The organism is Meiothermus sp. Pnk-1, from assembly GCF_003226535.1.
Lineage (GTDB): Bacteria > Deinococcota > Deinococci > Deinococcales > Thermaceae > Allomeiothermus.
The window spans coordinates 199,713-221,470 of sequence record NZ_QKOB01000002.1 but is presented as its reverse complement, the minus strand read 5'-3'; the positions used below and the strand labels follow the sequence as shown (position 1 = coordinate 221,470).

28 protein-coding genes are annotated in these 21,758 nt (G+C 63.3%); 14 read left to right on the top strand and 14 right to left on the bottom strand.

All coding sequences use genetic code 11. The annotated features are described in order from the left end of the window. The 14 genes from DNA98_RS03885 to DNA98_RS03825 all read left to right on the top strand — a co-directional run bounded on the left by DNA98_RS03885 (position 1) and on the right by DNA98_RS03825 (position 10,865). Positions 1-969, top strand: a complete 969-nt coding sequence (locus DNA98_RS03885; protein ID WP_110526007.1) for a phage tail protein — start codon at positions 1-3, stop codon at positions 967-969. Positions 970-977: 8 nt separating this feature from the next. After that, positions 978-1,802 (top strand): hypothetical protein, encoded by an 825-nt coding sequence (locus DNA98_RS03880; protein ID WP_110526004.1) that lies wholly within the window; start codon positions 978-980, stop codon positions 1,800-1,802. 64 nt (positions 1,803-1,866) lie between these two features. After that, the gene (locus tag DNA98_RS03875; RefSeq protein WP_110526002.1) at positions 1,867-2,328 is read left to right on the top strand and encodes a phage holin family protein; all 462 of its coding nucleotides are present in this window, start codon (positions 1,867-1,869) and stop codon (positions 2,326-2,328) included. Next, the gene (locus DNA98_RS03870) at positions 2,325-3,011 is read left to right on the top strand and encodes a glycoside hydrolase family 19 protein (protein ID WP_199489353.1); all 687 of its coding nucleotides are present in this window, start codon (positions 2,325-2,327) and stop codon (positions 3,009-3,011) included. Before DNA98_RS03875 ends, DNA98_RS03870 begins: the two co-directional genes overlap by 4 nt. A gap of 63 nt (positions 3,012-3,074) precedes the next feature. Then, positions 3,075-3,731, top strand: coding sequence for a trypsin-like peptidase domain-containing protein (locus DNA98_RS03865; RefSeq protein ID WP_146237975.1), 657 nt, complete (start codon positions 3,075-3,077; stop codon positions 3,729-3,731). A gap of 69 nt (positions 3,732-3,800) precedes the next feature. Next, a complete protein-coding gene (locus DNA98_RS03860; protein WP_110525998.1) occupies positions 3,801-4,196 on the top strand; it encodes a hypothetical protein in 396 nt (131 codons plus the stop codon). Positions 4,197-4,369: 173 nt separating this feature from the next. Continuing rightward, positions 4,370-5,581 (top strand): hypothetical protein, encoded by a 1,212-nt coding sequence (locus DNA98_RS03855; protein WP_110525996.1) that lies wholly within the window; start codon positions 4,370-4,372, stop codon positions 5,579-5,581. A gap of 36 nt (positions 5,582-5,617) precedes the next feature. Further along, positions 5,618-5,767 (top strand): hypothetical protein, encoded by a 150-nt coding sequence (locus DNA98_RS17740; RefSeq protein WP_158531597.1) that lies wholly within the window; start codon positions 5,618-5,620, stop codon positions 5,765-5,767. Positions 5,768-5,769: 2 nt separating this feature from the next. Next, positions 5,770-6,369, top strand: a complete 600-nt coding sequence (locus tag DNA98_RS03850) for a hypothetical protein (RefSeq protein WP_158531596.1) — start codon at positions 5,770-5,772, stop codon at positions 6,367-6,369. 3 nt (positions 6,370-6,372) lie between these two features. Continuing rightward, positions 6,373-6,867, top strand: a complete 495-nt coding sequence (locus DNA98_RS03845) for a hypothetical protein (RefSeq protein ID WP_146237974.1) — start codon at positions 6,373-6,375, stop codon at positions 6,865-6,867. Beyond that, on the top strand, positions 6,864-7,727 hold the full coding sequence (locus tag DNA98_RS03840; protein WP_110525987.1) for a hypothetical protein: 864 nt from the start codon (positions 6,864-6,866) through the stop codon (positions 7,725-7,727). The genes DNA98_RS03845 and DNA98_RS03840 overlap by 4 nt, the downstream gene beginning before the upstream one ends. Continuing rightward, positions 7,724-8,692, top strand: a complete 969-nt coding sequence (locus DNA98_RS03835; protein WP_199489352.1) for a phosphoadenosine phosphosulfate reductase family protein — start codon at positions 7,724-7,726, stop codon at positions 8,690-8,692. The genes DNA98_RS03840 and DNA98_RS03835 overlap by 4 nt, the downstream gene beginning before the upstream one ends. Positions 8,693-8,958: 266 nt before the next feature. Further along, positions 8,959-9,915 carry an RNA-guided endonuclease IscB gene (gene iscB / locus DNA98_RS03830; protein ID WP_110526525.1) on the top strand — a complete coding sequence of 319 codons (957 nt, stop codon included), beginning with the start codon at positions 8,959-8,961 and terminating at the stop codon, positions 9,913-9,915. 8 nt (positions 9,916-9,923) lie between these two features. Then, positions 9,924-10,865 carry a DNA adenine methylase gene (locus DNA98_RS03825; RefSeq protein WP_110525983.1) on the top strand — a complete coding sequence of 314 codons (942 nt, stop codon included), beginning with the start codon at positions 9,924-9,926 and terminating at the stop codon, positions 10,863-10,865. Here DNA98_RS03825 and DNA98_RS03820 read toward each other — a convergent pair. From DNA98_RS03820 to DNA98_RS03760, 14 genes are all read right to left on the bottom strand, one after another. Continuing rightward, positions 10,862-12,958, bottom strand: coding sequence for a phage terminase large subunit family protein (locus tag DNA98_RS03820; RefSeq protein ID WP_110525980.1), 2,097 nt, complete (start codon positions 12,956-12,958; stop codon positions 10,862-10,864). The two genes, DNA98_RS03825 and DNA98_RS03820, sit on opposite strands and share 4 nt — an antisense overlap. 2 nt (positions 12,959-12,960) lie before the next feature. Further along, on the bottom strand, positions 12,961-13,455 hold the full coding sequence (locus DNA98_RS03815) for a hypothetical protein (protein WP_110525977.1): 495 nt from the start codon (positions 13,453-13,455) through the stop codon (positions 12,961-12,963). Positions 13,456-13,476: 21 nt separating this feature from the next. Continuing rightward, on the bottom strand, positions 13,477-13,809 hold the full coding sequence (locus tag DNA98_RS03810; protein WP_110525974.1) for a DUF3307 domain-containing protein: 333 nt from the start codon (positions 13,807-13,809) through the stop codon (positions 13,477-13,479). Between the two features lie 552 nt (positions 13,810-14,361). Further along, complete coding sequence (locus tag DNA98_RS03805; protein ID WP_110525971.1) at positions 14,362-15,111, bottom strand: hypothetical protein; 750 nt, start codon at positions 15,109-15,111, stop codon at positions 14,362-14,364. Between the two features lie 120 nt (positions 15,112-15,231). After that, positions 15,232-15,825: a hypothetical protein gene (locus DNA98_RS03800; RefSeq protein WP_110525968.1), complete on the bottom strand. Its 594-nt coding sequence runs from the start codon at positions 15,823-15,825 to the stop codon at positions 15,232-15,234. Beyond that, positions 15,818-16,606 (bottom strand): hypothetical protein, encoded by a 789-nt coding sequence (locus DNA98_RS03795; protein ID WP_110525965.1) that lies wholly within the window; start codon positions 16,604-16,606, stop codon positions 15,818-15,820. The genes DNA98_RS03800 and DNA98_RS03795 overlap by 8 nt, the downstream gene beginning before the upstream one ends. Next, the gene (gene dnaN / locus DNA98_RS03790; RefSeq protein WP_110525962.1) at positions 16,606-17,673 is read right to left on the bottom strand and encodes a DNA polymerase III subunit beta; all 1,068 of its coding nucleotides are present in this window, start codon (positions 17,671-17,673) and stop codon (positions 16,606-16,608) included. The genes DNA98_RS03795 and dnaN overlap by 1 nt, the downstream gene beginning before the upstream one ends. Next, a complete protein-coding gene (locus DNA98_RS03785; RefSeq protein WP_110525959.1) occupies positions 17,670-18,515 on the bottom strand; it encodes a hypothetical protein in 846 nt (281 codons plus the stop codon). The genes dnaN and DNA98_RS03785 overlap by 4 nt, the downstream gene beginning before the upstream one ends. A gap of 49 nt (positions 18,516-18,564) precedes the next feature. Further along, the gene (locus DNA98_RS17610) at positions 18,565-18,939 is read right to left on the bottom strand and encodes a hypothetical protein (RefSeq protein WP_146237973.1); all 375 of its coding nucleotides are present in this window, start codon (positions 18,937-18,939) and stop codon (positions 18,565-18,567) included. Continuing rightward, positions 18,927-19,703 carry an ATP-binding protein gene (locus DNA98_RS03780; protein ID WP_110525955.1) on the bottom strand — a complete coding sequence of 259 codons (777 nt, stop codon included), beginning with the start codon at positions 19,701-19,703 and terminating at the stop codon, positions 18,927-18,929. Before DNA98_RS03780 ends, DNA98_RS17610 begins: the two co-directional genes overlap by 13 nt. Beyond that, complete coding sequence (locus DNA98_RS17605) at positions 19,700-20,815, bottom strand: hypothetical protein (RefSeq protein ID WP_146237972.1); 1,116 nt, start codon at positions 20,813-20,815, stop codon at positions 19,700-19,702. Before DNA98_RS17605 ends, DNA98_RS03780 begins: the two co-directional genes overlap by 4 nt. Positions 20,816-20,844: 29 nt before the next feature. Next, positions 20,845-21,141 (bottom strand): hypothetical protein, encoded by a 297-nt coding sequence (locus tag DNA98_RS03765; protein WP_110525947.1) that lies wholly within the window; start codon positions 21,139-21,141, stop codon positions 20,845-20,847. Continuing rightward, on the bottom strand, positions 21,141-21,416 hold the full coding sequence (locus DNA98_RS17600) for a hypothetical protein (protein WP_146237971.1): 276 nt from the start codon (positions 21,414-21,416) through the stop codon (positions 21,141-21,143). The genes DNA98_RS03765 and DNA98_RS17600 overlap by 1 nt, the downstream gene beginning before the upstream one ends. Before the next feature lie 15 nt (positions 21,417-21,431). Beyond that, positions 21,432-21,653, bottom strand: coding sequence for a hypothetical protein (locus DNA98_RS03760; RefSeq protein ID WP_110525945.1), 222 nt, complete (start codon positions 21,651-21,653; stop codon positions 21,432-21,434). Between the last annotated feature and the right edge of the window lie 105 nt (positions 21,654-21,758).

Sequence of the window (21,758 nt, the reverse complement as noted above, 5' to 3'; positions counted from 1 at the left end):
ATGCCGTTGACCGGGAATCCCAACGCTCCTTTTTCCAATAGTGTCCGGGCCATAGAAACCACCGACCCGGTACACCCCGATTCCATCAACCCCCAATTACAGGCGTTGATCAACAACGACGCCGGGCTCAACGCCCGCTTGGGGGTACTCGAGGGCGCCGGGCTGACCGCGCTGCCCGCGCGGGTGGGAGCGCTCGAGGGGCTCAACGCGGCAAACCGGCTCAATGCGCTCGAGGGCCTGAACGCCGGTTCAAGGCTGACCAGCCTCGAGAACCGCATGAGCAGCGCCGAGCAGGCCCTGGATGGCATCCAGAGCAACATCGGGGTACCCATTGGGGGCATCATCCAATGGGCGGGGTCCATTGCCGCTCCCCCAGCGGGATTTTTGCTGTGCGATGGGCGGGAGCTTCCGCGCGCGGACTACCCTACCTTGTTTGCCAAAATTGGCACCGCCTTCGGGGCCGGCGGACCGGATACGTTTCGCATCCCGGATCTACGCGACCGCTTTGTCATGGGGGCCGGAAATGCTTCCCTGGGGGAGGTAGGGGGGGCCAACCAGCAGGCGCTCTCCGTGGCCAACCTCCCCGCCCACGTCCACACCGGCGCTACCAAAGCGCCCTCGGGTACCAAGCCCCAACGCGGACAATGGGATGCCGATGCGGGAGCCCACGGCCACTACCTGGTGGGCTCAACCGGCGGAGGAGGGTCGGGATATTACGGACCGCAGATCTTCCAGATGGACAGCATGAACGAGTTTGCCGGGGGGCCTGGATTCAGCGGGATCAGCGCTCCCTTGGATGCCAGCAACCAGTGGTCTAGCGTCCCCGCTGGGGCCGTGCTGGGGTATTCGGTGATCCCTAACGGCTCGGAGCACCGCCACACCTTCACCACCGATCCCACCGGCTCGGGTCAGCCATTGGACAACCGCCCGGCGTATGTGGCACTGGCCTACATCATCCGGGCCAAGTAAGGAGCGGTATGGCTAACCTCAACGGCAATCCCAATGCCACTCTCACCCTAGCGATACGGCAGCTCGAGCTGACCGATCCGGCCCACCCCAATACCTGGAACCCGCAACTGCAAACCCTGATCAACAACGATGCGGTCTTGGACCGGCGGGTACGCGCGTTGGAGGGGGATTCCTCGCTGCTCGCACGGGTAGCGGCCCTCGAGGCCATCAACGCCGGCAGCCGCCTCACCGCCCTCGAGGGCCTGAATGCGGGAACCCGCCTGACCACGCTCGAGGGCGCGCAAAGCGTCCTCACCGGGCGGGTTAGCAGCTTAGAGTCAACGGTAGTCCCCCTGGATGGCCGCGTCACCGCCCTGGAAAACTGGCGCACCGGCATAGACGACGGGAGCGGCAAGGTCCCCTGGACGGCCATCAGCGGCAAGCCCGCCCAGTTTCCCCCCGCCGCCCATACCCACCCCACCAGCGAGGTCACCGGGCTGGACACCGCGCTGAACAACCTATCCACCCAGATCAGCGATCACCAATCCGCCACCGATCCTCACCCCCAATACCTGAACCAGGCCCGCGGCGACGCCCGCTACACCCGCACCCAGGCCAGCGCGGCCCCCGCCGCGGTCACGCCGGGAGCTTCCCCCTTCACCTACACCAACTCCGACCCCAACCCGGCAGCGCTGATCGTGCAGGGCGGGACGGTGGGCAAACTCGAGTACAGCCGTGACGGGACCACCTTTTACGACCTGGGGGTGACCGCGGGGCTGATCTATCTGGCCAGCGGGGATCGCCTGCGCATCACCTACACCGCCGCCCCCACGCTCACCACGATCCCACTATAGAGCCGGATTAACTACGCCTCAGGCGGCCTGGAGTCTTACCCATCCCCCCCCTCATGGTGGGAGCATGGAACGGTCTTCCCTACTCGATCAGGCCCTGCTGGCGTTACAGTCTTTGCTTACCCAAGCCTGGGGGGCCAAGGTGCTGCTCGCGGTGCTGGTTTTTTTATTTGGCACTTGGCGGGAAGCCTACGCCGCCCTGGCCGTTTTGATGCTGCTGGACTTCATCACCGGAGTGCTGGCCGCCAAACACCAGAACAAGCCGGTGACCAGCAAGACTATGGGGCTCAAAACCGGGCAAAAGGTCTGGCTGTACTCGGTGGTGCTGATATCGGCCAACCTCGCCGACAAGGGGATTCCCGGCCCCGACTTCCTGCTCGGGCTGGCCCTGGCCATGCTGGTAGTCACCGAAGCGCTATCGGTGGTTGAGAACCTTTCCCGGACGTTCCCCGACCAGCCCGTGCTGATGCACCTGCGTTCGGCCCTGGGGTCGAAGCTCGAGGATCTGAAGGACAAGGGGGGGCCATGAACGACCGCAACCCTATGGCCTTCGAGCCGGGCGATCTGGCCCGGGTGCTGGGCCCGGGTCTGGCGCAGCGGTGGTATCCGCACCTGCTCGAGACCTTCCGCACCTTTGGGATTGACACCGCCCGTCGCCAGGCGCACTTCTTGGCCCAGGCCGATGTGGAAAGCGGGGGGTTCACCCGGCTCGAGGAAAACCTCAACTATTCCGCCGAGGGGCTGCTGCGGGTTTGGCCGAGCCGTTTTACGCCCGCGCTGGCCCAGCAGATGGCCCATCGCCCGGAGATGATCGCCAACTACGTCTACGGGGGCCGCTATGGCAACGGCCCGGCCTCGAGCGGGGATGGCTGGCGCTACCGCGGGCGGGGGTTGAAGCAGATCACCTTCAAGGCCAACTACCAAAACCTCACCGTAGGGTTACGCAAGGCGTTACCCCGGGAGAGCGTACCGGACTTCGTGAAAGACCCCGACCTGCTCTTGCAAGACCGCTGGGCAGCACTCTCAGCGGGCTGGTTCTGGTCCAGCCGTTTCAGCTTCGACGGGGCCAGGCCGGTGTGGGGGCTCAACTACTACGCCGACCGGGGGGATGTGGTGCGCATCAGCCGGCTCATCAACGGCGGCGACAACGGGTTACCTGAGCGCATCCGCCGCACCGAGCGCTGGCTATGGGCGCTAGGGGTAGACCGCTGAGGTATGACCCCTTATCGCCATGAGGATTCCCTCATCGGATCTGCCCCGGCGGAAGGAGTTCTCATGAAACGAGCCCTGGCCCTTTTGGTAAGCCTGTTTTCCCTTTCCCTGGCTGCCGCCCCCGCAGCGGTAGTCAAAGCCCAAAGCGCGGTGTACAACCTTTGGCGCTTTGAGGAAGGAGCCCTGCGGGTGATTTGCAGCGGCACGGTCATCCAGACCAAGCAGGGACCGCGCTTCTTGAGCGCCGGGCATTGCGTGGAGGACGCCACCGCCGCGCGTTACTATATCTCCCAGGCCACCGATCCGAGCTTTTTGGTGCGGGTCACCCTCGAGGACTGGTACGACACCTGGCCCACCTCGGACTATTCCCTGTTCAGCCTTCCCAAGGGCTTCCACAGCCCCGCGCTGCCCTTATGCGCCGGGCAGGCCGCTATTGGGGAGGACGTGTGGAGCTGGACCGGTCCCTTGGGCATCGTGCCCGTGCTGCGCACCGGGATGTACTCGGGCCCGCTGCATTTCCCCGACGACAGCGAGGCGGAAAACGAGGTGGGGGGCATGTTCTTCGTGCAGACCAACGGAGATGGGGGATCTTCCGGCTCGAGCCTGTTGCGGCTTGAGAACGGATCGGTATGCGTATGGGCCATCTGGGTGGGGGGCTGGACCACCCGCGTGAAACTCGACGGAGCCTTGGGTGTGCCCATTCCCCCCGCGGCCCGATAACCCCCCGGCCCACCTGCGGGTGGGCCGTTCTTACCCTTCTTGCACACCACCTTAGGGGCGGGAGGATTTATGGAAAACGACAAACTGCTAGCCTTCATCAAGGAACTGGTGGACCACCTGAAGGACGGTCTGAACAAGGAAGACCTGGAATGGGTAGCGGGCGAGCTGGTGAAGTTTGCCGAGGGCTTTCTGCCCGGGGCTACCGGGCAGGAAAAAGAGGATTGGGTAGTGGGCAAGCTCAAAGAGGTGATCGAGCAGGCCAAGAAAGAGACCATAGCCGTGGTGGAGGAGTGGGACCACCGCATCCCCATCATTGGCTGGATCCTGGATCTGCCCTTTGTGGACGACCTCGAGGCCAGGGCCATCGGATATGCCTATGATCTGGCCCTCAAACAGCTCATCGAGCGGGTTCACCTCTTGCTAGCGGTGCAGGGAGAGGTTCATAGCAGCGCAATCCAGGGCTGAACGCAGGCCGCCCCCCAGGGGCGGCTTTTTCTTATCCCAGCGCGACTAGAAGGTAAAACTCGAGGTTGCCTGTGAAGAAACCCAAGTGGTTGAGCGATTCCGACGTAAAGCGTATCCAACAAATCCTGTCCAGGAAGGTTCACAACAATATACCCGCGGGACGCGGGGAGGTGATGCGCGAGCTTGGGTTGAACGATCATCACGCCAAAACCGCCATCCGCTACGTGCGCTCGCTGATGGAGCAAGAGCCCGAGCGCCTGCCCAGGTTTGACGACGACCTCGAGGGGGCGGTACGGCGCCGGGAGGACGAACTCGAGCAACTGCGCGAGAAGAACGAGGCCCTGAGCAAGGCCTACGCCAAGGCCCTCGAGCAGGCGAGCCTGGTGGAGGCCCTGGCCCGGCGCATTGAAGCCATCGCCCCCAAAAGTTACTCCCCCTTAGGCGCAGGCCGGGTTCCCCCCCGCCCCCGCGGCCAGACCCCCGAGTCCTACGTGCTGTTGCTGTCTGACGCGCACGTAGGGCAGGTGGTGAGCGCCGATCAGACCCTAGGTTTTGGTCGCTATGACCTGAACGTGTTCTTGGACCGACTGGCCTTTCTCGAGCAATCGGTGGCCTCGTACCTCGAGCACCACACCACCAGCCCGGTAGACCGGCTGGTAGTGGTGCTGCTGGGCGATATCATTCACGGCGATCTCGATCACGCCAACGAAGCCGATCAGGTGGTGGTGCTGGCTGATCAATGGCTGATCGCCGCCCATGCCATTGCGCAATTTTTGCGCAACCTGGCATCGCTGGTGCCGGATATCGAGGTGTACGGGGTAGTGGGCAACCATCCGCGCTGGGCCAATCAGCGCAAGATGCCCACGGTCAACCGCTACTCGAACCTGGATTGGTTTGTCTATCAAGCGCTGCGCATGCTCACCCGGGATGTGCCCAATATCCTCTGGAATCTGAACCGCCAGCCCTACGCGGTATTCGAGGTGCAGGGCTGGGTATTTCACGCGGGCCACGGCGACCATCTCAAGGGGGGCGACCGGGCCATGGGGATCCCGGCCCACGCCATCGCCCGCCAGATCAACACCCAGACCCAACTGTTCGTGCGCGGCCACCTACGCCCCCCATCGTTTTACCTGTTTGGCGACAAGCACCGGGGGATGCAGCTACCCCACGGCCTGGGAGAGGTCATTTTCAATGGGGCCTTCCCCGGGGTAGACAACTATTCCTTCATGGCCAACTACTCGCCCGCCGAGCCGATGCAGCAGCTCATCCGCATCCACCCCCGCTACGGCCGCACCGCCCTGTACAGCCTGAAACTGCAGGATGCCCCGCCGGGATTTGGGCGTCACTATCGGGCCGCGCTCGAGCGAGAAGGGGTTGTCCTATAGCGACTACCATGTAATAATAGTCAGTGAGGTCTGCCCATGGAAATATCCCTCAAAACCCTCAAAATACTGGCTGCTTCCGCTGCGGGGCTGATTTTCCTGGTGTGCATCGCGCTGAGGACCCTCGATCCGTTGGGCCTCGGCATCCTGTTGTTGCTTGCGGCATGGGTAGCCGAAGTCATGGAGTAGACATGGATTCTCCAAGCCTCGCGGTGGCCCTCGATGTGGATGGGGTCATCGCCAACACCCTGGAAACCCTGCAGGATGTGCTGCGGGAAGAGTTTGGCCTGCTCAACCTCGAGCTAGAAGGACCCCACTACGACCTTACGCAGTACTTTCCCGCGGCGCTACGGAAAGAGGCGGAGCGGGTGATCCGGCACGCCTACGCCACCGACTATCGCGGCGTGTACTCCCGGGCCTATCCCTACCCACAGGCGGTAGAGGTAGCCCAGGAACTCGAGCGCCGGGGACTCTTGCGGGGATATGTGACCCGCCGCCCGGTTACGGTGAGCCGGGCTACGTACGAGTGGTTGGATTGGTGGGAGTTCCCCCGCAAAGAGGTGTGCTTTGCCGGGCCAGAGGGCAAGGCCCCCTGGATACGCCGCCTGGGGGCTTCGATCATCGTGGAGGACTCCCCTAACGAGGCTGAGCAGATCAGCGCCGATGGGCTCGAGGTATTCCTCTTGCGGCGCAGCTACAACCAGCACTACTCGGGGCCACGGGTGATCCGCATACACCACCTGGGGGAGGTGCTGGCGTTGCTCGAGGCGATCCCCCTGGGAAAGGAGTAAGACATGGAAGCTTCATTCTCTGCCCCACGTTTGGTAACCCTCCGGCACGGGCTGGCCATCGTCAAGGTGCGGCGCGGCAAGGCCAAAGCCTTTCGGGTAGCCCGGATGCTAGGGGCTCAGGGCCAGGAAGGGTCGCTCGAGTGGTTGAGCGGCAACCTCTGGCCGACCCGGGAGAAGGCCGAGCGTGAACTGCACGCCCTGGTAGCCCGAGCCAAGCACGCTCTGCGGGTGCTACAGGACGAGCTGGCCGAGTTGGAGCGGGTGCGGCCCGCGCTCGAGGGCGGCTGGCCCGATGCCCCCGAGGAAGAGATCGAGGCTGGCTTCACGGCAGGCTTTGCCGGGGAAAACCCCCCGGCGGTGCTGACGGAGGCCCAACCCGGCTGGCTAGCGGGCTGGTACGCCGGGCGGATCAGCTTTTTGCAGGAGCAGGGAGTCCTGCCCAAGCCGCTTACCCCGGATTGGCGCGAGCGCCTAGCAATCAAGGGGGAGGACGCATGAAGCCCATCGTCGCTATTACTGGCCGGGCTGGCCACGGGAAAGACTCGCTATATCGGCTGGTTTTGGCCCCTCGGGGATATTACCGGGTTGCCCTGGCCGATCCGGTCAAGGCTTTGTATCTGCAGCGCTTAGCCGCTGAGGACGCATCTCCCCTGGCCGCCGCCGAGCGCTACTATCAGGCGTTTGGGGCGACCAAGACCCTCGAGGCCCGCCGGGCCTTGCAACAGATCGGCACCGAACAGGTACGCGAGGGGCTAGACCCCTTTTACTGGGTGTGGCTGGCCCTACAGGAGATCAAGCGTTTGGTGCAGGCCGGGGAAAAAGTAGCCATCACCGATTGCCGATTCCCCAACGAGGCCGCGGCGCTACGCGGGGAGGCCCAGACCATCCGCCGTATGTATGAAGAGTTGGCGGCGAGCGGGAAGGCTTTCAGCGAGCGCATTCAGCGGGATCTGCTCACCCCCTGGGAGGTCGGGGGGCTGCTCCCACCTTCCGGGATTGCCCTGGTGGTACGGGTAGTGAAGCCTGGCCGCGCGCTCGAGGGCGAGGCGGGCCAACACGCTAGCGAGCAGGGGGTGGAGGAGATACGCCCCGACGTTAGCTTGGAGGCTAACAATCTGCTCGAGCTACGCGAAATGGGCCAGCGGTTGTTGGCGGAGGACCCCCCGCCAGATCGGGCCTGGCAGGCCCGGGCTGGCTGGGCCAGGGCCATTGAGCTGCGCGGGGGGCCGCTGCACAACACCAGCGCCTTTGCCCCAGACGACGTACGCGAAATCGCCCTGCCCCCGGGAGAGGGGGCCTGGTTATACCGGCGAGACCCCGATCAGCCGGGGGTGTTCGTATTTGCGGGGGATGCGTGATTGGCTTGAAGGGAGAAATCCTCGATACCTACAACATAGTTTCGGTTTCCGGGGGCAAAGACTCTACGGCGCTGTTGCTGCTGGCCTTGGAGCGAGGAGCGTCCAATCTAGTAGCGGTTTTTGCCGACACCGGTCACGAGCACCCCGCCACCTACGAGTACATCGAGTACCTGAGCGAGCAGGTATACCCGATTCGCACGGTGAGGGCGGATTTCAGACAGGAGTTCGAGCGGCGACGGGAGTTTCTGCGCTCCGAACGCTGTAAATGGCCTGAAGAAGATCGAGAGCGGGCGCTGGCTCTGCTTCAGCCGACAGGGGTCCCATTTCTGGATTTGTGTATGTTAAAAGGCCGCTTCCCTTCCGCCCACGCCCAATTCTGTACTCGGGAACTGAAGCTGAAGCCCGTCTACGAGCATATCTACCGGCCTCTGCTAGAACAGCAGCCACTGCCACGGGTGGTCTCCTGGATAGGAGTCAGGCGGCAGGAGAGCCGCCGAAGAGCCAAACTACCCGAGTGGGAGGCTGAAATAGGGGATATAGAGGGTGGACCGGGGCTTTTTTATTACCGTCCATTGCTGGACTGGACGGTAGAAGATGTCTTCGCCATGCTGAAAAAACATGGCGTGAAGCCCAATCCTTTGTACCTCCAGGGCATGAGGCGGGTAGGGTGCATGCCCTGCATCCACGCCAACAAGCAGGAAATCCGCGAGATCGCCCGGCGCTGGCCGGAGCATATCGAGCGAATCGCGGAGTGGGAACGGCTGGTCTCGGGTGTGGCCCGCAAGGAGGGCTCGGCCACGTTCTTCTACGTGGCCGAGCCCGACGGCGAGATCCACTACCGCACCCACGGCATAAAAACCGTGGTGGAGTGGGCCAAAACCGGCCGTGGGGGAACGCAGTACGAGCTATTCGCCTTCGATCCAGAAGCTCCGGCCTGCTCAAGCACCTACGGGCTTTGCGAATAGGGGACAGGCCAATTGTCACGAACCCCACGCCTGAAGGCGGGGGCTTGTAGCCCTCGTTCGTGACCAGCCTAAGCCCTTTGGGGCTACGTTTGCCGGGTCATGGCACCCACAGGTGCGAGGCCAGCCTGTGGCAACTGCCGTCGTCGATCATGCTGTCCTGTGTGGGGTACAGGGCGAAGGTTGACGGCGTGACAAGCCTGGCAGACATTGGCGAGGCCAACGTTACCGCCGAAAGGCGAGTTTGCTCCGTAAGGAGGTGCTCTGGTATGGTGTTTGTGCTTGACAGCAATCGAAAGCCGCTTGATCCCTGCCACCCTGCCAGGGCACGGAAGCTCTTGAAGGCAGGGAAAGCGGCTGTGTTCCGTAGGTATCCGTTCACCATCATTCTGAAGGAGCGGAGGGTTGCCGACTCTACCACTCATGCCCATCGCGTCAAGATTGACCCCGGCTCCAAGGTGACGGGAATTGCCGTTGTCAACGAGGTTACTGGTCGGGTCGTGTGGGCGGCAGAACTGACTCATCGGGGCCAACAGATCCGTGAGCGACTTCTGGCCCGGCGGCAGCTTCGCAGGGCACGAAGGAGCAGGAAGACTCGCTACCGCAAGGCCCGCTTTAACAACCGACGCCGCCCGTCCGGGTGGCTCCCGCCCTCCCTGGCAAGTCGGGTAGCCAACATCGAGACCTGGGTCAAACGGCTGCTTCGTCTCTGCCCCGTCGAAGCCATTTCGATGGAGTTGGTTCGCTTCGATACGCAGGCGCTCCAGAATCCTGAGATCAGCGGCGTCGAATACCAGCGGGGCGAACTTTACGGCTATGAGGTCCGGGAGTATCTGCTGGAGAAGTTCGGGCGCCGGTGCGCTTACTGCGGGAAGGAGAATGTGCCCCTCGAAGAGGAAAGGCAGCGCATCCTTAGAGAAGCGGCGATGGACTATCTGTTTGAACTTATGTCCGAAGCCTCTGAGGACCACTGGGCCGCAGGATGGATGAGCGGAACAGAAGTGGCGCTATGGAAAGCCATTCAGCAATATCCCCAACCTTTGCAGTGGGGGATGGGGCCTATAGCCCTGGATACGGTTCGGAAGCTGCGCGACCTGGCGTTAGCGGTTGAGGGGTGGTGGGAATGGACCGACGACGGCCAGCGGTTCGTCCCGCTCGATGAGTGGGAGCGGATGTATGCTCAGTATTTCCGCAAAAAGGAGTCGGGTAATGCAGAGGGATATTGAGGCATAACATGGAAGAAAGCGCTATCTCTATAGACGAAATACTCGAAGCGATCCCTCCGCCTAGCCGAGCGATGGCCCCTTTCCGATGGTTCGGCGGCAAGGGGAATCTAGCTCAGCGCATCATCCCTTTGCTCCCCAAGGCCACCACCTACGTCGAACCCTACGCCGGGGCGGCCTCGGTGTTCTGGCACCTGACCGAGCCCTATCCGGTCGAGGTCCTCAACGACCTCGACGACCGCATCGTCACCCTATTCCGGGTGCTGCAGGACCGGGCCAAATTCGAGGAATTGGCCCACCGCCTTGTCTGGACCCCCTACTCCAGGGCGGAGTTCCGCCGGGCTCTGGCGATCCTGCAAGATCCCAGCGCTTCCGACCTGGACCGGGCCTGGGCGTTCTTTGTGGCGCAGAACCAGGGATTCAGTGGCGAAGCGACCTGCGAGGGCAATTGGAGCCGGGTGCTCACCGCATCGAATCGGGGCATGGCTGAAACAACAAATAGATGGCGGGGGCGGCTCAAGCTCCTCGCCTCCTGGCACGACCGGCTCATGCGGGTGCAAATAGACTCCATAGACGCCCTGGAGTGCATCCGCTACTGGGACACGCCAAATACTTTATTTTACATTGACCCGCCGTATGTGCTTCAAACGAGAAATCATGGCGGCTACGCCCACGAAGCCGACGACGAGCACCACCAAGCCCTGGTGCAGCTTTTGCTCAATATCCAGGGCAAGGCAGTGTTGTCTGGCTACGACCACCCCATCTACAAGCCCTTGGAGGATGCCGGATGGCACAAGATCGTCATCCCCACCGCATCCCATGCCGCTGGGCGGATTCGCGGTTCAATGTTGCGCGGCGAGGGGGCGGCTCTAGCTAAAGTCCCCCGCTTCGAGGCGATCTGGAGCAACGTCACCCGGAGCTTAACCCTTTTCGATTTCGCCCGCGGGCCCTAGCGCTTTTTCCAATGCGCGCAGTTGCTGTGGGTGGGGGCGGTGGATAGCACGCCCTCAACAGGGATCCCCATTGCCCGCCGCAGGGTGGGGCTCTCGCACCGCCCCAGGCCCTGCCCATTCGGATTGGGCGTGAAAAACTGACAGCTCGAGCAGGTCTTGTCCACCTTCTTGGCCAGGGCTACCGGGCGCAGCGCCTCGGGGAGCTGGTCTTGCAGGGTTCCGGTGCGGTGGGTAGGAGGAGGGGTAGTAGGAACCATCTGGGTTGACCCCGCGTCCCGCATCAGGGCGGCCACACAAAAGCCCCAGGCGTGGGCAAAGTCGGGCTCAACCGAGAGGTGCCGGAAGGTGTAGCTGAACTTGCCCTCATCGATGATCTCGCCGGTCTCGGGATGTTTGCGGCGGCGGGGGAGCGAGGTGCGGGCGATGTTCCCCATGTGCCGCCGCCATTCATCTCCCAGGGATACCCATTTCCGGGTGCCGTCTACCCATAGCTCTTGTCCCTTGCGCTCGAGGTCCACCGGCACCGCCACCCGATGATGCCGGAAAAGGGTGAACGCCTGCAGCAGGTGCTTGTAGCGGTCGATCTTGACCCAGTACTCGTACTTGGCTTCCCGCTTGGAGAGGCTAATTTTCTCACTCCCGCGCTGGTCGCTCCACTCTAGGGGCTGGTCGCGGTCGTCGAGATAATCCGCCAGCCATACCGCTCCCCTGGGCATCCGCTGGGCTACCCCGAGGGCGTAATCAAACGACGGCTCGGCGTCCACCACCCCCACATCCACATTCCATTGCCGCAGGATGGCTACAGTACGCTCTACCGCCCGATCCTTGCCCCGCTCATCCACCCCTTCCTCTTCCACTATCTCCAGGTGTACCGGATAGATACGCCCGTTAGGCCCCCACTCTGCGATGAGGACGTGCTTTTGCCCCGGCTTTTGGTCTATGCCGAAGGCCCGCGCGGCGGCCCTGGGAGGCCGTTCGGGCTCGAGCGGCCAGTGGTAGTCGGGATCCACCTGTTTCCCCTCGTTGAATACCGCCGCGGTGACGATCACCGCATTGGGGTCTTTGTGGGGCAGGCCCAGGTCGGAGTTGTAGAACTCCGCCGGGTTGACTCCACCCACTACCATGGTCTGGAAGTTGCGCCATAGCTGGGGCAGCTCCCGCGGCCCCTTGAGGGTACGGTTCATCTGGTAGCCCCGCCATTCCGCATCGGCTGGCCCCAGCCGCTCCCAATCGCCCTCCAGGACGTGTTCTATGCGCCGCCCACAGCGCGGGCAGCGGTAGTGCAGATCGGCAGGATCGCTGGCGTTGACCACCGCCCCCTGGGTATCCACCCAGGCCTGAGCCAGGTTGAAGCCGTGACGGTTTTCGCACAGCGGCCCCGGGCAGCGGGTCATGAACCAGTGCTGATCGGACTGCAGGAAGTAGGCGTGAATATCCGAATCCGGGAATCCCGCCGTGCTCCCGAGCTGGATGATCCCCTTGAGGCCGGTGGGGGATACGTGCTTGGACTCGAGCACGCGCTTTTGCACCCGCTCGATAGCCGCACGGCTCATCAGCCGCACCTCATCGAAGAGGAGCGCATCGAGGGGCACCGAATCCATGCTCACTCCCGACTTCATGCCACGGAAGCGCATCACCGAAACCCCAAAGCGCACCACATCCACCCGCGCTAGCCCCCCGGCATCGGCCAGGCGCATCATGCGGCTAGCATTCTGGAACATCGGCTTGAAGCGGGAGGCCGATAGGTCATACACCGCGTTCTGCGAGGGGAAGAAAAAGCCCACGTTGACCCGCCGCCGGGCATCGGCAGTGAACCAGGCCCCCCGGTAGAGTTCATGGATGGTCAGGCCGAGCTGCGCCGACTTCATGATCACCAGCCGGTAATAGGGATCCTCCCGCCGCTCGTCATACAGCGGTTGCATGTACTCCCGACCTTCCAGGCTGAACGGCGGCCCGCCGGGGCCTTCAGGGCGAATCCCCGAGGCCCGGGCGAAGCTCTCGAGGGTAGCCAGCTCTTCCGGGGAAAACTCCGGCGTGGGGGGAGCTATCCGCTCGAGGAACCCCTGCACCAAGCGATTTTCGTAGGGCAGCATCCCTACCCCTTCCCCACCTGGCCCCAGCCTATTCCGCGCCGGGTCAGCTCGCGCGAGAGGGCGGCGTAGCGGGACTCATAGCCCCGGATGAGGCCCCGCAGGAGCCGGGCTCGAGCCCGCCATTGCAGCAACGCCACCCCATAGTGCCGCCCCTGGGGGCTGGTCTCCCACTCTCCCCTATCCCCCTGGAACAAGGCCCGCTCGAGCCCTTCTTGGTACTCGAGCAGCATCACCTGGACCTCAGCCGCGGCCAGTTCGCTCTCGGCATAGGCGGTATGCCCGGCCAGCAAGCCCAGCATCCGCCCGATCTGCTCGGGCGCGATGAGGGTGAGGTCTTCCGGCCATTCGATCTCGCCTTGCACCGGCTCGGGCAGCGGCAGGCCCTTCCCTATCCCCATCCGCGCGGTTGTAAGCGCCCGCGCGGCCCGCTCTACCGCCTCACGGGGGTCCTCGGGTTGGGCTAGGAGTTTGTCTAGATCATCGGTTGCGTCGTACATGGCCCTACCTCGTGTGTTCAGTTATCCAAAAAGCCTCGCCAAAATAGCCAACTCGATTACGTGCAAGACCTGATCCACCACGATGGGCTTGGCCGGCCAGGTCTCCCCGGTAGACCATCTCCGGGAGTCGGTAAGGAAATGGCTTAGCGCCAAGAGCCCGAGGAAGAGCAGCGCCCTGCCGAGGCCCGGCCAGTGCAGGGCTAGCACCGGCAGAAAGGCAGCCGCATAGGTGGCTACATGGAGGGCTCGAGCCCGCCAGCAGCGTAGTTTGTTTGCAGCCATCCAGTCGCTTTGCAGCAGGAAATCCCCTGCCAGATGCGCCGCGAGGAGGTCTAAGGGGAGCAGACCGTTCATGGCTTGAGTATACTTTATTACCTTATAGACAAGTATAGAAAGTTGTGCTAGTTTGGGTTCGAGGGCCCTCGAGCCCCGCCGGGACGATCAGATAAGCCGCCCTGGGCGCACCAGAGACCCCGGCCCTCGAGCGAGTCCTCCCCGAGCGCCGGGGTGCGGCACCGAGGCCAAAGCTCGAGTGCGCAAACGCGGACGGATTGGACTGGCCCACGATACGGGCTGATGGGCGCCGAAAACGCACCTAGCCGTACCTGCAAACCGTATCCGGGTTACCCCCTAGCCCGCCCGAAAGGCGGTCGAACAGCCGAAAGTTGAGGGGGCCTCGGTGAGAGCCCGAAAGGCGCGGGGGTACGGCGAACGCTCAGGAAAGGGCGAGGCGAAATCCGGTGGACGCCGGGCGGAATAGGCGAAAGAGCCTGCGCGGCTCGTGAACCTTGAAAGACCTCCACCCCAACCGATCTCGAGCGCGTGTGCCTTGCGCCCGGCTCGAACCCGTTGTTGCGGCTTTCCCGAGACTTATATCCCCCGCTGGTGCGGGGGTTTTCTTTTGCACTAACCGCCGGGAGGCTGTAGCTGGGCCATTACCTCGTTTTTGAAGCGGGCGTAGACTATTTCGTACTGCTCTGGCTCGAGCGTTTCCCGCAGGATGCTCGAAAGCAGGGCGCTTAGCTCGAGGAACTTTTCTAGGGCCTTGGCCTCGGCGGTCTTGGCCCGGGTAGTAGCGCGCGATTCCACCGCCTTGATGACCCGATAGGCGTGATCCGAGACGATGCGCGAGTAGTTTTCCAGCAGTCCATAGGCCTGGGACACATCGCGGGCGGCCTTGGCGACTACGGCGATGGTCTCGAGGTCGGGGGACAGCCGCAGGGCCTCGAGCTGGCCTTCTACGAGCTTGGAAGCGTCCTCGAGGGTTAGCGCGGCCTGAGCTACGCGGTCTTCCTGCTCGAGGAGCATCTTGAGCACCGCGCGCACCACGATGAGGTCGGGATCGGTGTTCTCGATATCCTGTTGCTGGTACAGCCGCTCGAGTTCCTCGCGGATCTCGGAGATGCGGGTTTTGCCGCTCTTGGCGTACACCCCAAAGACCGTGTTGACCGTAAGGGGGTCCTTGCGCTCGCCGCGCTCCACCCGCTTGCGGGTTCCCGCCCCGTGCATCTTGCACACTCGAGTCCCTTTGGCCGCGGGCTGGCCGCATTGATAACCGTCGCGTTTCTTGGCTTGACAGCGTTGCACTTCCGCATGTCCGAGCCGCATGGTCTCGACAAAGGGGGTGCCATCGGGGTTGTATTTGATTTCGGGCATAGGGCAGTCGGGCTCGAGCCTAGGGCTAGGGGGTTCCCGCCCCTTTGGGGGGATCTAGGGGCGGGGAGGTTCTACCCCAGTATCCCCCCCGGGGGGGCTAAGGGGGAAAGCCGCTTCCCCCTAGGGAGGCGGGGGGCTCTTCCACTTTTCGGGCGGGATCGCGTTGAGCCAGCGCACCTTGGGGATGGCGGGCAGGCTGATCGGGCCCTCTTTGGGCAAGCCCGCATACCACTCGAAGACCTCGGCGGCGCGGGACCAATCCCAGGCCACCGCCACCAAGTTGTTCTCCGATACCGCGAAGGCGGCGTAGGCGAGCTGTTCCTCGGAGAGGGTATTGCGGTCTACCTTGAGTTCGACATATAGACTGACATAGCCCCCCCGGCTAGCGCTGAGGTGATAATCCGGTACGCCCCGCTTTACCCCTTTGGCTACCTGCTTGCGCAAGCGGGCTACCCTCCGGCGGCGCATGGAGGACGCGCTGTAGGCGGCCTTGCGCGACCCCAGGGCCTGCTCGAGCCGCCCTATCTCTTCCTTCTCAGCCGCCCAGTCGCCTACATTCATCTCGTTGGGTACGTGATAGACGTAGGCCAGCAGGGGGTAGCGGGCGCTCATGAGGCGCAACTGGTGCATCAGGTAAACGCTGTGCTGATCCTCGGTGCCGGTGTAGCTCGAGAGGGGCTTTCCCTTTTTGGTGAGGGTGGAGGCTTTAGGCATTGGCTTCGCCTGCCCCCTCCACCAGCGCGAACGCCATGCGCCGCCCCCGATGCACGATCTGCTGAACGGGAATCTTGCGCACCGCAAGCCGGTCGTGGATTGAGGCCAGGTGGCACCCCGCCTCGGCGGCGAGCACCTTTACCGGGGTGCCCCGCTCGAGAACGGCACGCTTGCGCTTTTCGATGCCAATGCGGGCGCGCTCGAGGGAGTAGGGTTCTACCGCGAGCCAGCCGCCGGGGGAGTAAACGTGCTTGATCGTACGTAGCAGATCCCCATAAGCCCCCCGCCCTTCCAGTCCCCGCAACAGCGAAACGCGATGCAGTCCCAGATAGCGGGCGGCCTCGAGGCTCGAAAGATACCCCGCGGCCACCGCCGCTCGATAGCGCCCCATCTGCTCTATATAAGCCGCCGCAAGGCGCTCATGCACCACCCAGGCCCGCTTTATCTGGAGCAAGAGGGGGAGGGGGGGAATCCACCTAGCGCGGCGGCGGAGATAGCGCCAGGAGAGGGCTTCCACCCATAGCCGCAGGGTTTCCCGCACCATAGCCTGGAAAATCAATTGATCATAGGGCATCCCCGCCTCAGCCCCCACCACCGATGCCAGCACGTACCCCTCAGGGGGGTTGATGTGGAAATAAAGGCCCAGCCGCTGCGCTTTGGTGCGGATGGCGTGTACGCTGCGCCCCTGCAGGACCGGGGAATGCGCGCAGGCCACGGGTCCTAGGCGGTTGTAGTTGCGCCGCAGGTAGTCCACCTGGGCCTCAGTCCAGGCGCGGCCCATTACACCCTCAGCGGCACGATCAGGGCCATGGTCCTTTCCCCGCGTACCACGAAGGGCGTGGTGGGACCGGAAAGGTCCAGGGTCACGATCTCGGCATCCGCCGCATACTTCAGCGCATCGAGCAGGTAGGGAGCCCTGACCGAGAAGGCCAGCGTGGGTCCTTGGTATTCCCCCTGCATCACCTCGCTGCTTCGCCCCCAATCCCCCTCCGCCCCGAGGGTTATCTTGTCGTCCAGGTGCAAATCCAGGCGGCGATTATCGGGATCAGCCAGCACCGCGACCCGCCGCACCGACTCCAGGAAGGCCTCGCGCGGGAGGGAGAGTTTAGCCACGAAGGCTTGGGGGATGACCCGGTTGTAATCGGGCATCTCCCCCTCGAGCCGCCGCGCGCTGAGGCGATACGGGCCGGAGCGGTAAAAAATCCCCCGCTCATTCCACCCCAGCGCCCCCCGCTCCCCAGGCTCAGCCAACTGCTGCAAAATCCCCACCACGGCCCGGGGGATTACGCAGACCCCGGCTTGTTCGGAATGCTCTACCCAGGCCATGGCCAGGCGATAGCCGTCCGAGGCCACCGCCTTGAGCTTGCCGCCGCCGCTTTCCAGCTGTACCCCACGGAAGATGCCCCGGTACTCCTCGGTGCTAGCCGCATAGGCCGCCTTGAGGATAAAAAGCAGTTCGGCATTGGTCAGGGTCATCTGGGGTTCTACCCAGCCCTCAAACAGCGCCGGATACTCTTCGGGGCTCATCGTGGCAAAGCTGGCCCGTGCGGCCTCGCTCTCCAGCTCGAGCCTACCGGATTCCTTGAAGCTGACCGTATCGCCCCGTAAGGCCGCCAGGAAAGCATGAAAGGGCGCATAGGGCACCAGCGCCCGATACTCCCGCTCCACCTCCGCCTCGAGGGATACTTCCAGGTCGATCTCGCCATTCGAGCCCCACAGCCGCATCCCCGCCGGGCTAGCCTGCACGAAAAGGTTGCCCAGCAGCGGGTTGACCTTATTCCCTTTGGGGATGATGCTACCCACCAGCCCCACGGCCTCTACCAACGCTTTGCGTGAAACACGAATCATGACAATCCTCCAAAGTCGGGGCAGCGAGGCCCCGTGAGTTCCTTATGGCCCATACCGCACCCCAGCCGGGCGTCACTCCAAAAGGCACAGTTGCAGAGGTTGAGTTCCCGGCAGACCCGTTCGATAGTCTCGGGGCCAAAAAGCTCCTCGAGCAGAGCGCGCGGGATCAGCCATTCCCCGCTTTTTTTGGGGTGGGGCAGCAACCGCATCCCCCGTTCGGCCCCGATCACCCTCAGCAGTGGGATGAGGTCGCCTTTGAGGCGGGCCGATCCCGATAGGGCCGCCGCACGCACCGCGTGTATCCCCTGCAGCAGCTCCCCGCCTTCGTCATCCACCACCCAGGTGCCGTAGTGGGTGTAGCGCACCTGCAGCACCTGCCAGTCATCGGTGCGCAGCAGGTAGCACCCCCCTTCCCAGGAGAGTTGCCCCTCATAGACCCCCCGATGCCCCTCGGCCTGGATCCGCTGCAAGCGGTCGAGGGTGATGTGCTTGATCTTCCAGTCATCCAGCAGGTGGTACAGCACCGAGGGCGAAAGGCCCAAATCGCGCTCGAGCGCCGAGAAGGTCCCAGGGCGGGCGAGCAGGGCGTAGAGGGCCATGGCCCGGTGGTGCGCCCAGAACTCCGACGCCTCGCGGCTACGGATCTCGCCCCGGGGCCGCCAGGTGCGGATATGCGCAATGGCTGCCTCGGGGGGCATACGATAGCTGAACTCCCATACCTGGCGCTCGAGCAGGGGCATCTCGGCGCGGTTCAGCCACTCGTGCCAGCGGATCAGGTGCTGCCAGATGGGGGGAGTCGGGGGCAGGCCAGCCGGGGGTAAGGGGCAAAGGGTGGGGGGCATTGGGATCCTCGTTATTACTATTACATAGTGTTCTAGCCGTTGACAAGGCTTACGGCAACTCCCGCAACCGGTACTCTTCCCCGGACAGGCTCACCCAGGTATCCGGCCAGCCGGGAGCGGCGGGGATGGGATGCCCGCGATACATAGCGCGCATCCCCCAGCGCTCACCCCGCCGCTCGAGCCTACAGGAAAAGGCGGGGATCCAATCAACGCTGCCTAGGCCATTCCACATGGCTCGAGCGCACGCGGTACCGGCTTGCTCGAGCAGGGCGCGAAGGTCGCCTGGATAGGAGGGATTGGGACGGGGGAGGGGAAGTACGACTACCAGGGGTTCTTGAGCTGGGCGGGGCATTACCTGCCACAGCGCGACGCAGCCGAGCAGGGCCAGCAGGGCAAACGCGGCTAGGGCCCTTATTCGTCCCATGCGCTTTTCCCTCCCTGCAGGCGAAAGTTGGTGCCGTGGTTGACCCGGATCACCTTTAGCGGTTCGAGCCGCTGCAAGGTGCGCGCCCCTAGCATTTCCCCCAGTTCGTGCAGCTCGAGGTTGGTGGTAGCGACGGTGGGCCGCTGCATCTTTTGCCGCCCTTCCAGGATGAGATAGGCCAAGCGCCGCTCGATCCCCAGGCTCTCCCCTTCTCCCGCCCCCAGGTCATCGAGTACCAGCAGATCTACCTGCTGCAGGCGCCTCACCGTGGATCCCATGGTGTCCTCGCCTATGCCCTTGATGGCGTCCATCACCTGGATGCTGAGCTGCCCGAGGTTTTCCACCGCCACGGAGTACCCCCGCTTGATTGCCTCTTTAGCGATCAGCACCGCGGCCTGGGTTTTCCCCTGGCCGGATTCCCCATGCAGCAGCAGGCTGTGCCCCTGCAGGATCACCTCATCCAGGCGGGCGCATACCGCCTGGAGGTGGGGGAAGGGGGGAACCGGGGCTAGGGAATCCCAGTCCTTATCGAGGTAGATCGAGCCAATCCCCGCCGCGAGCATCCGCTCCCGCAAACGGGTGAAGTTCGCGAGGTAGTCGCACACCGGGCAACGCAAACCCGCGGTGCTGCCGTCCTCACGCCAATAGGTCACCATCCCGTTATCGCAGTAGGCCTCGTGCTCGAGGGGGTCAAACTCGGTGGGCTGAGCGCGCCAGGCGCGTACCGTTTCCAGCGGGGCTACGTCTTTGGCAAACAGGGTCATCGCACTCTCCTTTTCTCGCCAGCCAGGGGCAGGCGTTTGTATAGCTCAGCCCGCGCAGCGGGGTCGTTGTAGTCCACGGCGGGGGCAGAGGGGGCGAGGGGGGTAGCGGGCTTGTCGCTTAGCAGCTTGAGATAAAAGCCCCAGGGGCTCGAGCCCGCCCGCTTGATGGATTCCTGCAGGGCGGAGGCTACCGCATCCGCCCCGAATTGCTCGATGTGCTGCACCAGGTCGGGTAACCACGCGCGGAACGTCTCGGTATCCCGAGACCCCTGCTTGGCCCCCATAGCGAGGGCGTAGCCCAGCGCCTGGCGGTGTTTGCGGGCTAGCGTGAAATAGTACGGCCTGGCCGCAGGGTCTTTCCGGGCCGCAAGGATTAGGGACCGCTTGAAGCCGGTGAAGGTCGCCTCCCAGGCCTCGAGGTCGTCTTTTGGAGTGGTTCCAGCCGCCGCGCCGGGCAGATCTTCCGAGGTCTGAGGTGGCTCGGCGGGCTGACCCCCTGACGATTTTTCCCCCATGCCGCGAGGGGTTGAGGTTGGAGCAGGGGAAGCTTTTTCGGATTTTGTTTCGCGCGCGCTCTTTGAGAGAGAGCTTTTAATTTCAGTATTAACTACTACTGGGTTAATACTATGTTCCGGGTTAGCCGGATCCGGTTCAGCCGTATCCGGGTTAGCCGGATCCGGGTTTTCAGTAAGCGGTGTCCTGGACGTTATTCTATCCGCTTCCTGAAAAGCCGTATCCGGCTGAGCCGTATCCGGCTGAGCCGTATCCGGTTTTTCCGTAATCGGGCGGCGTACTTTGGGCTCGAGCCCTTCGGGTTGGCGCACGTCATAGATGACGTATTCGCCGTCTTTTACCTGGCCATTAGGCTCGTAGTACTCGACGAACTGAGCATAGCGGTTGGCAATCAGCTCACGCATGATGCGGTAGGCCTTATCCCGGCCCATCCCCCGGCGTTTCTGCAGGTCTGCCACGTTGACCCGCCAGTGATCGGGCTTGGAGAGGATATAGACCAGGACCCCCAGGGCTTCAGCGGTTAGCTCGAGGTCGTTAGCGGTCTCGTTGTAGACCACGAAACCGCGCCGATCTCGAGACGAGCGACGGATGTTTGTCATGCACACCCCACTATGAAATACTGGGCACACTAGCGCTGCGGAACCGCTTTAGCCTTGCGCGCGGCCAACCAGCGCACCCCGGCCTCATGAGGGATAAACCAGCGGTTTTTGCCGAGGTCCTGGTAGGCCCCGGGGAAGCGCCCCTCGCGGCACTCCTGTTTGATAAACGATTCCGGGTACGAGGTACGCTCCGCCCATTCCCGCGCGGTGTACACCATTTTCAACGGTAGCCCCCCGCTGAGCAGGGTACGGAGTGCGCGCACCTCATCCAGCAGCTCGAGTACCTGATCCAGCCCCTCGAGCCGGGCGGATATCTCCAGGCCCATCAGATCCCTCCATCCAGGGTAAGCAGGAGCGTCTGACCGCCCTTGAGCAGGTCCAGCAGATCAGGCCGCACCTCGTGACGCCAACCCATTTTTTCCCGGGGGTCATGGGTCAGCAGATCCACCCGATCCGCCCGGGCAATCAGCTCCCGCAACCGCTCCGAGGCCCCCCCTCGCACCCGCGTTACCGCCGAGGATGGGGTTTCACCATCGAGTACGGCGAAGCTATATAGGGCGCGGCGGTTGCTGTCGTACAGAGCAACATGTGTGGCAGACATGGCAGACTCCGTTGGCTATTGTGATTTGCGCATTTCCTCGAGTTTGTCCCAGGGGTGTCCCCCTTCTCGCTCAGCAACCAGTTCTGCTGCCGCCATCCAGTTGATGACGGCCTTGGGCAACCGCTGCGCGCGCAGCATTTTCGTTGCGGTACGGCGGGACATTTTGATTGCGGAAACCAGATGGGTGAAACGGATTTTGGTTCGGGCAAAGAGGGGGTTTTTGGGTTCGTACTGCATGTTAGTACTATACTACACAATAAACACTTTCATGCAAGTCCATCGCTAAAGCGATTGACGAATCTAGTCGGGCTTATATACTACTAAGTAGTATCTTAGTGGTCT

Bases quoted from the DNA above. Each gene is read 5' to 3' on its own strand.
- DNA98_RS03885 (WP_110526007.1), top strand. From the start codon at position 1: ATGCCGTTGACCGGGAATCCCAACGCTCCTTTTTCCAATAGTGTCCGG.
- DNA98_RS03880 (WP_110526004.1), top strand. From the start codon at position 978: ATGGCTAACCTCAACGGCAATCCCAATGCCACTCTCACCCTAGCGATA.
- DNA98_RS03875 (WP_110526002.1), top strand. From the start codon at position 1,867: ATGGAACGGTCTTCCCTACTCGATCAGGCCCTGCTGGCGTTACAGTCT.
- DNA98_RS03870 (WP_199489353.1), top strand. From the start codon at position 2,325: ATGAACGACCGCAACCCTATGGCCTTCGAGCCGGGCGATCTGGCCCGG.
- DNA98_RS03865 (WP_146237975.1), top strand. From the start codon at position 3,075: ATGAAACGAGCCCTGGCCCTTTTGGTAAGCCTGTTTTCCCTTTCCCTG.
- DNA98_RS03860 (WP_110525998.1), top strand. From the start codon at position 3,801: ATGGAAAACGACAAACTGCTAGCCTTCATCAAGGAACTGGTGGACCAC.
- DNA98_RS03855 (WP_110525996.1), top strand. From the start codon at position 4,370: ATGCGCGAGCTTGGGTTGAACGATCATCACGCCAAAACCGCCATCCGC.
- DNA98_RS17740 (WP_158531597.1), top strand. From the start codon at position 5,618: ATGGAAATATCCCTCAAAACCCTCAAAATACTGGCTGCTTCCGCTGCG.
- DNA98_RS03850 (WP_158531596.1), top strand. From the start codon at position 5,770: ATGGATTCTCCAAGCCTCGCGGTGGCCCTCGATGTGGATGGGGTCATC.
- DNA98_RS03845 (WP_146237974.1), top strand. From the start codon at position 6,373: ATGGAAGCTTCATTCTCTGCCCCACGTTTGGTAACCCTCCGGCACGGG.
- DNA98_RS03840 (WP_110525987.1), top strand. From the start codon at position 6,864: ATGAAGCCCATCGTCGCTATTACTGGCCGGGCTGGCCACGGGAAAGAC.
- iscB (WP_110526525.1), top strand. From the start codon at position 8,959: ATGGTGTTTGTGCTTGACAGCAATCGAAAGCCGCTTGATCCCTGCCAC.
- DNA98_RS03825 (WP_110525983.1), top strand. From the start codon at position 9,924: ATGGAAGAAAGCGCTATCTCTATAGACGAAATACTCGAAGCGATCCCT.
- DNA98_RS03820 (WP_110525980.1), bottom strand. From the start codon at position 12,958: ATGCTGCCCTACGAAAATCGCTTGGTGCAGGGGTTCCTCGAGCGGATA.
- DNA98_RS03815 (WP_110525977.1), bottom strand. From the start codon at position 13,455: ATGTACGACGCAACCGATGATCTAGACAAACTCCTAGCCCAACCCGAG.
- DNA98_RS03810 (WP_110525974.1), bottom strand. From the start codon at position 13,809: ATGAACGGTCTGCTCCCCTTAGACCTCCTCGCGGCGCATCTGGCAGGG.
- DNA98_RS03805 (WP_110525971.1), bottom strand. From the start codon at position 15,111: ATGCCCGAAATCAAATACAACCCCGATGGCACCCCCTTTGTCGAGACC.
- DNA98_RS03800 (WP_110525968.1), bottom strand. From the start codon at position 15,825: ATGCCTAAAGCCTCCACCCTCACCAAAAAGGGAAAGCCCCTCTCGAGC.
- DNA98_RS03795 (WP_110525965.1), bottom strand. From the start codon at position 16,606: ATGGGCCGCGCCTGGACTGAGGCCCAGGTGGACTACCTGCGGCGCAAC.
- dnaN (WP_110525962.1), bottom strand. From the start codon at position 17,673: ATGATTCGTGTTTCACGCAAAGCGTTGGTAGAGGCCGTGGGGCTGGTG.
- DNA98_RS03785 (WP_110525959.1), bottom strand. From the start codon at position 18,515: ATGCCCCCCACCCTTTGCCCCTTACCCCCGGCTGGCCTGCCCCCGACT.
- DNA98_RS17610 (WP_146237973.1), bottom strand. From the start codon at position 18,939: ATGGGACGAATAAGGGCCCTAGCCGCGTTTGCCCTGCTGGCCCTGCTC.
- DNA98_RS03780 (WP_110525955.1), bottom strand. From the start codon at position 19,703: ATGACCCTGTTTGCCAAAGACGTAGCCCCGCTGGAAACGGTACGCGCC.
- DNA98_RS17605 (WP_146237972.1), bottom strand. From the start codon at position 20,815: ATGACAAACATCCGTCGCTCGTCTCGAGATCGGCGCGGTTTCGTGGTC.
- DNA98_RS03765 (WP_110525947.1), bottom strand. From the start codon at position 21,141: ATGGGCCTGGAGATATCCGCCCGGCTCGAGGGGCTGGATCAGGTACTC.
- DNA98_RS17600 (WP_146237971.1), bottom strand. From the start codon at position 21,416: ATGTCTGCCACACATGTTGCTCTGTACGACAGCAACCGCCGCGCCCTA.
- DNA98_RS03760 (WP_110525945.1), bottom strand. From the start codon at position 21,653: ATGCAGTACGAACCCAAAAACCCCCTCTTTGCCCGAACCAAAATCCGT.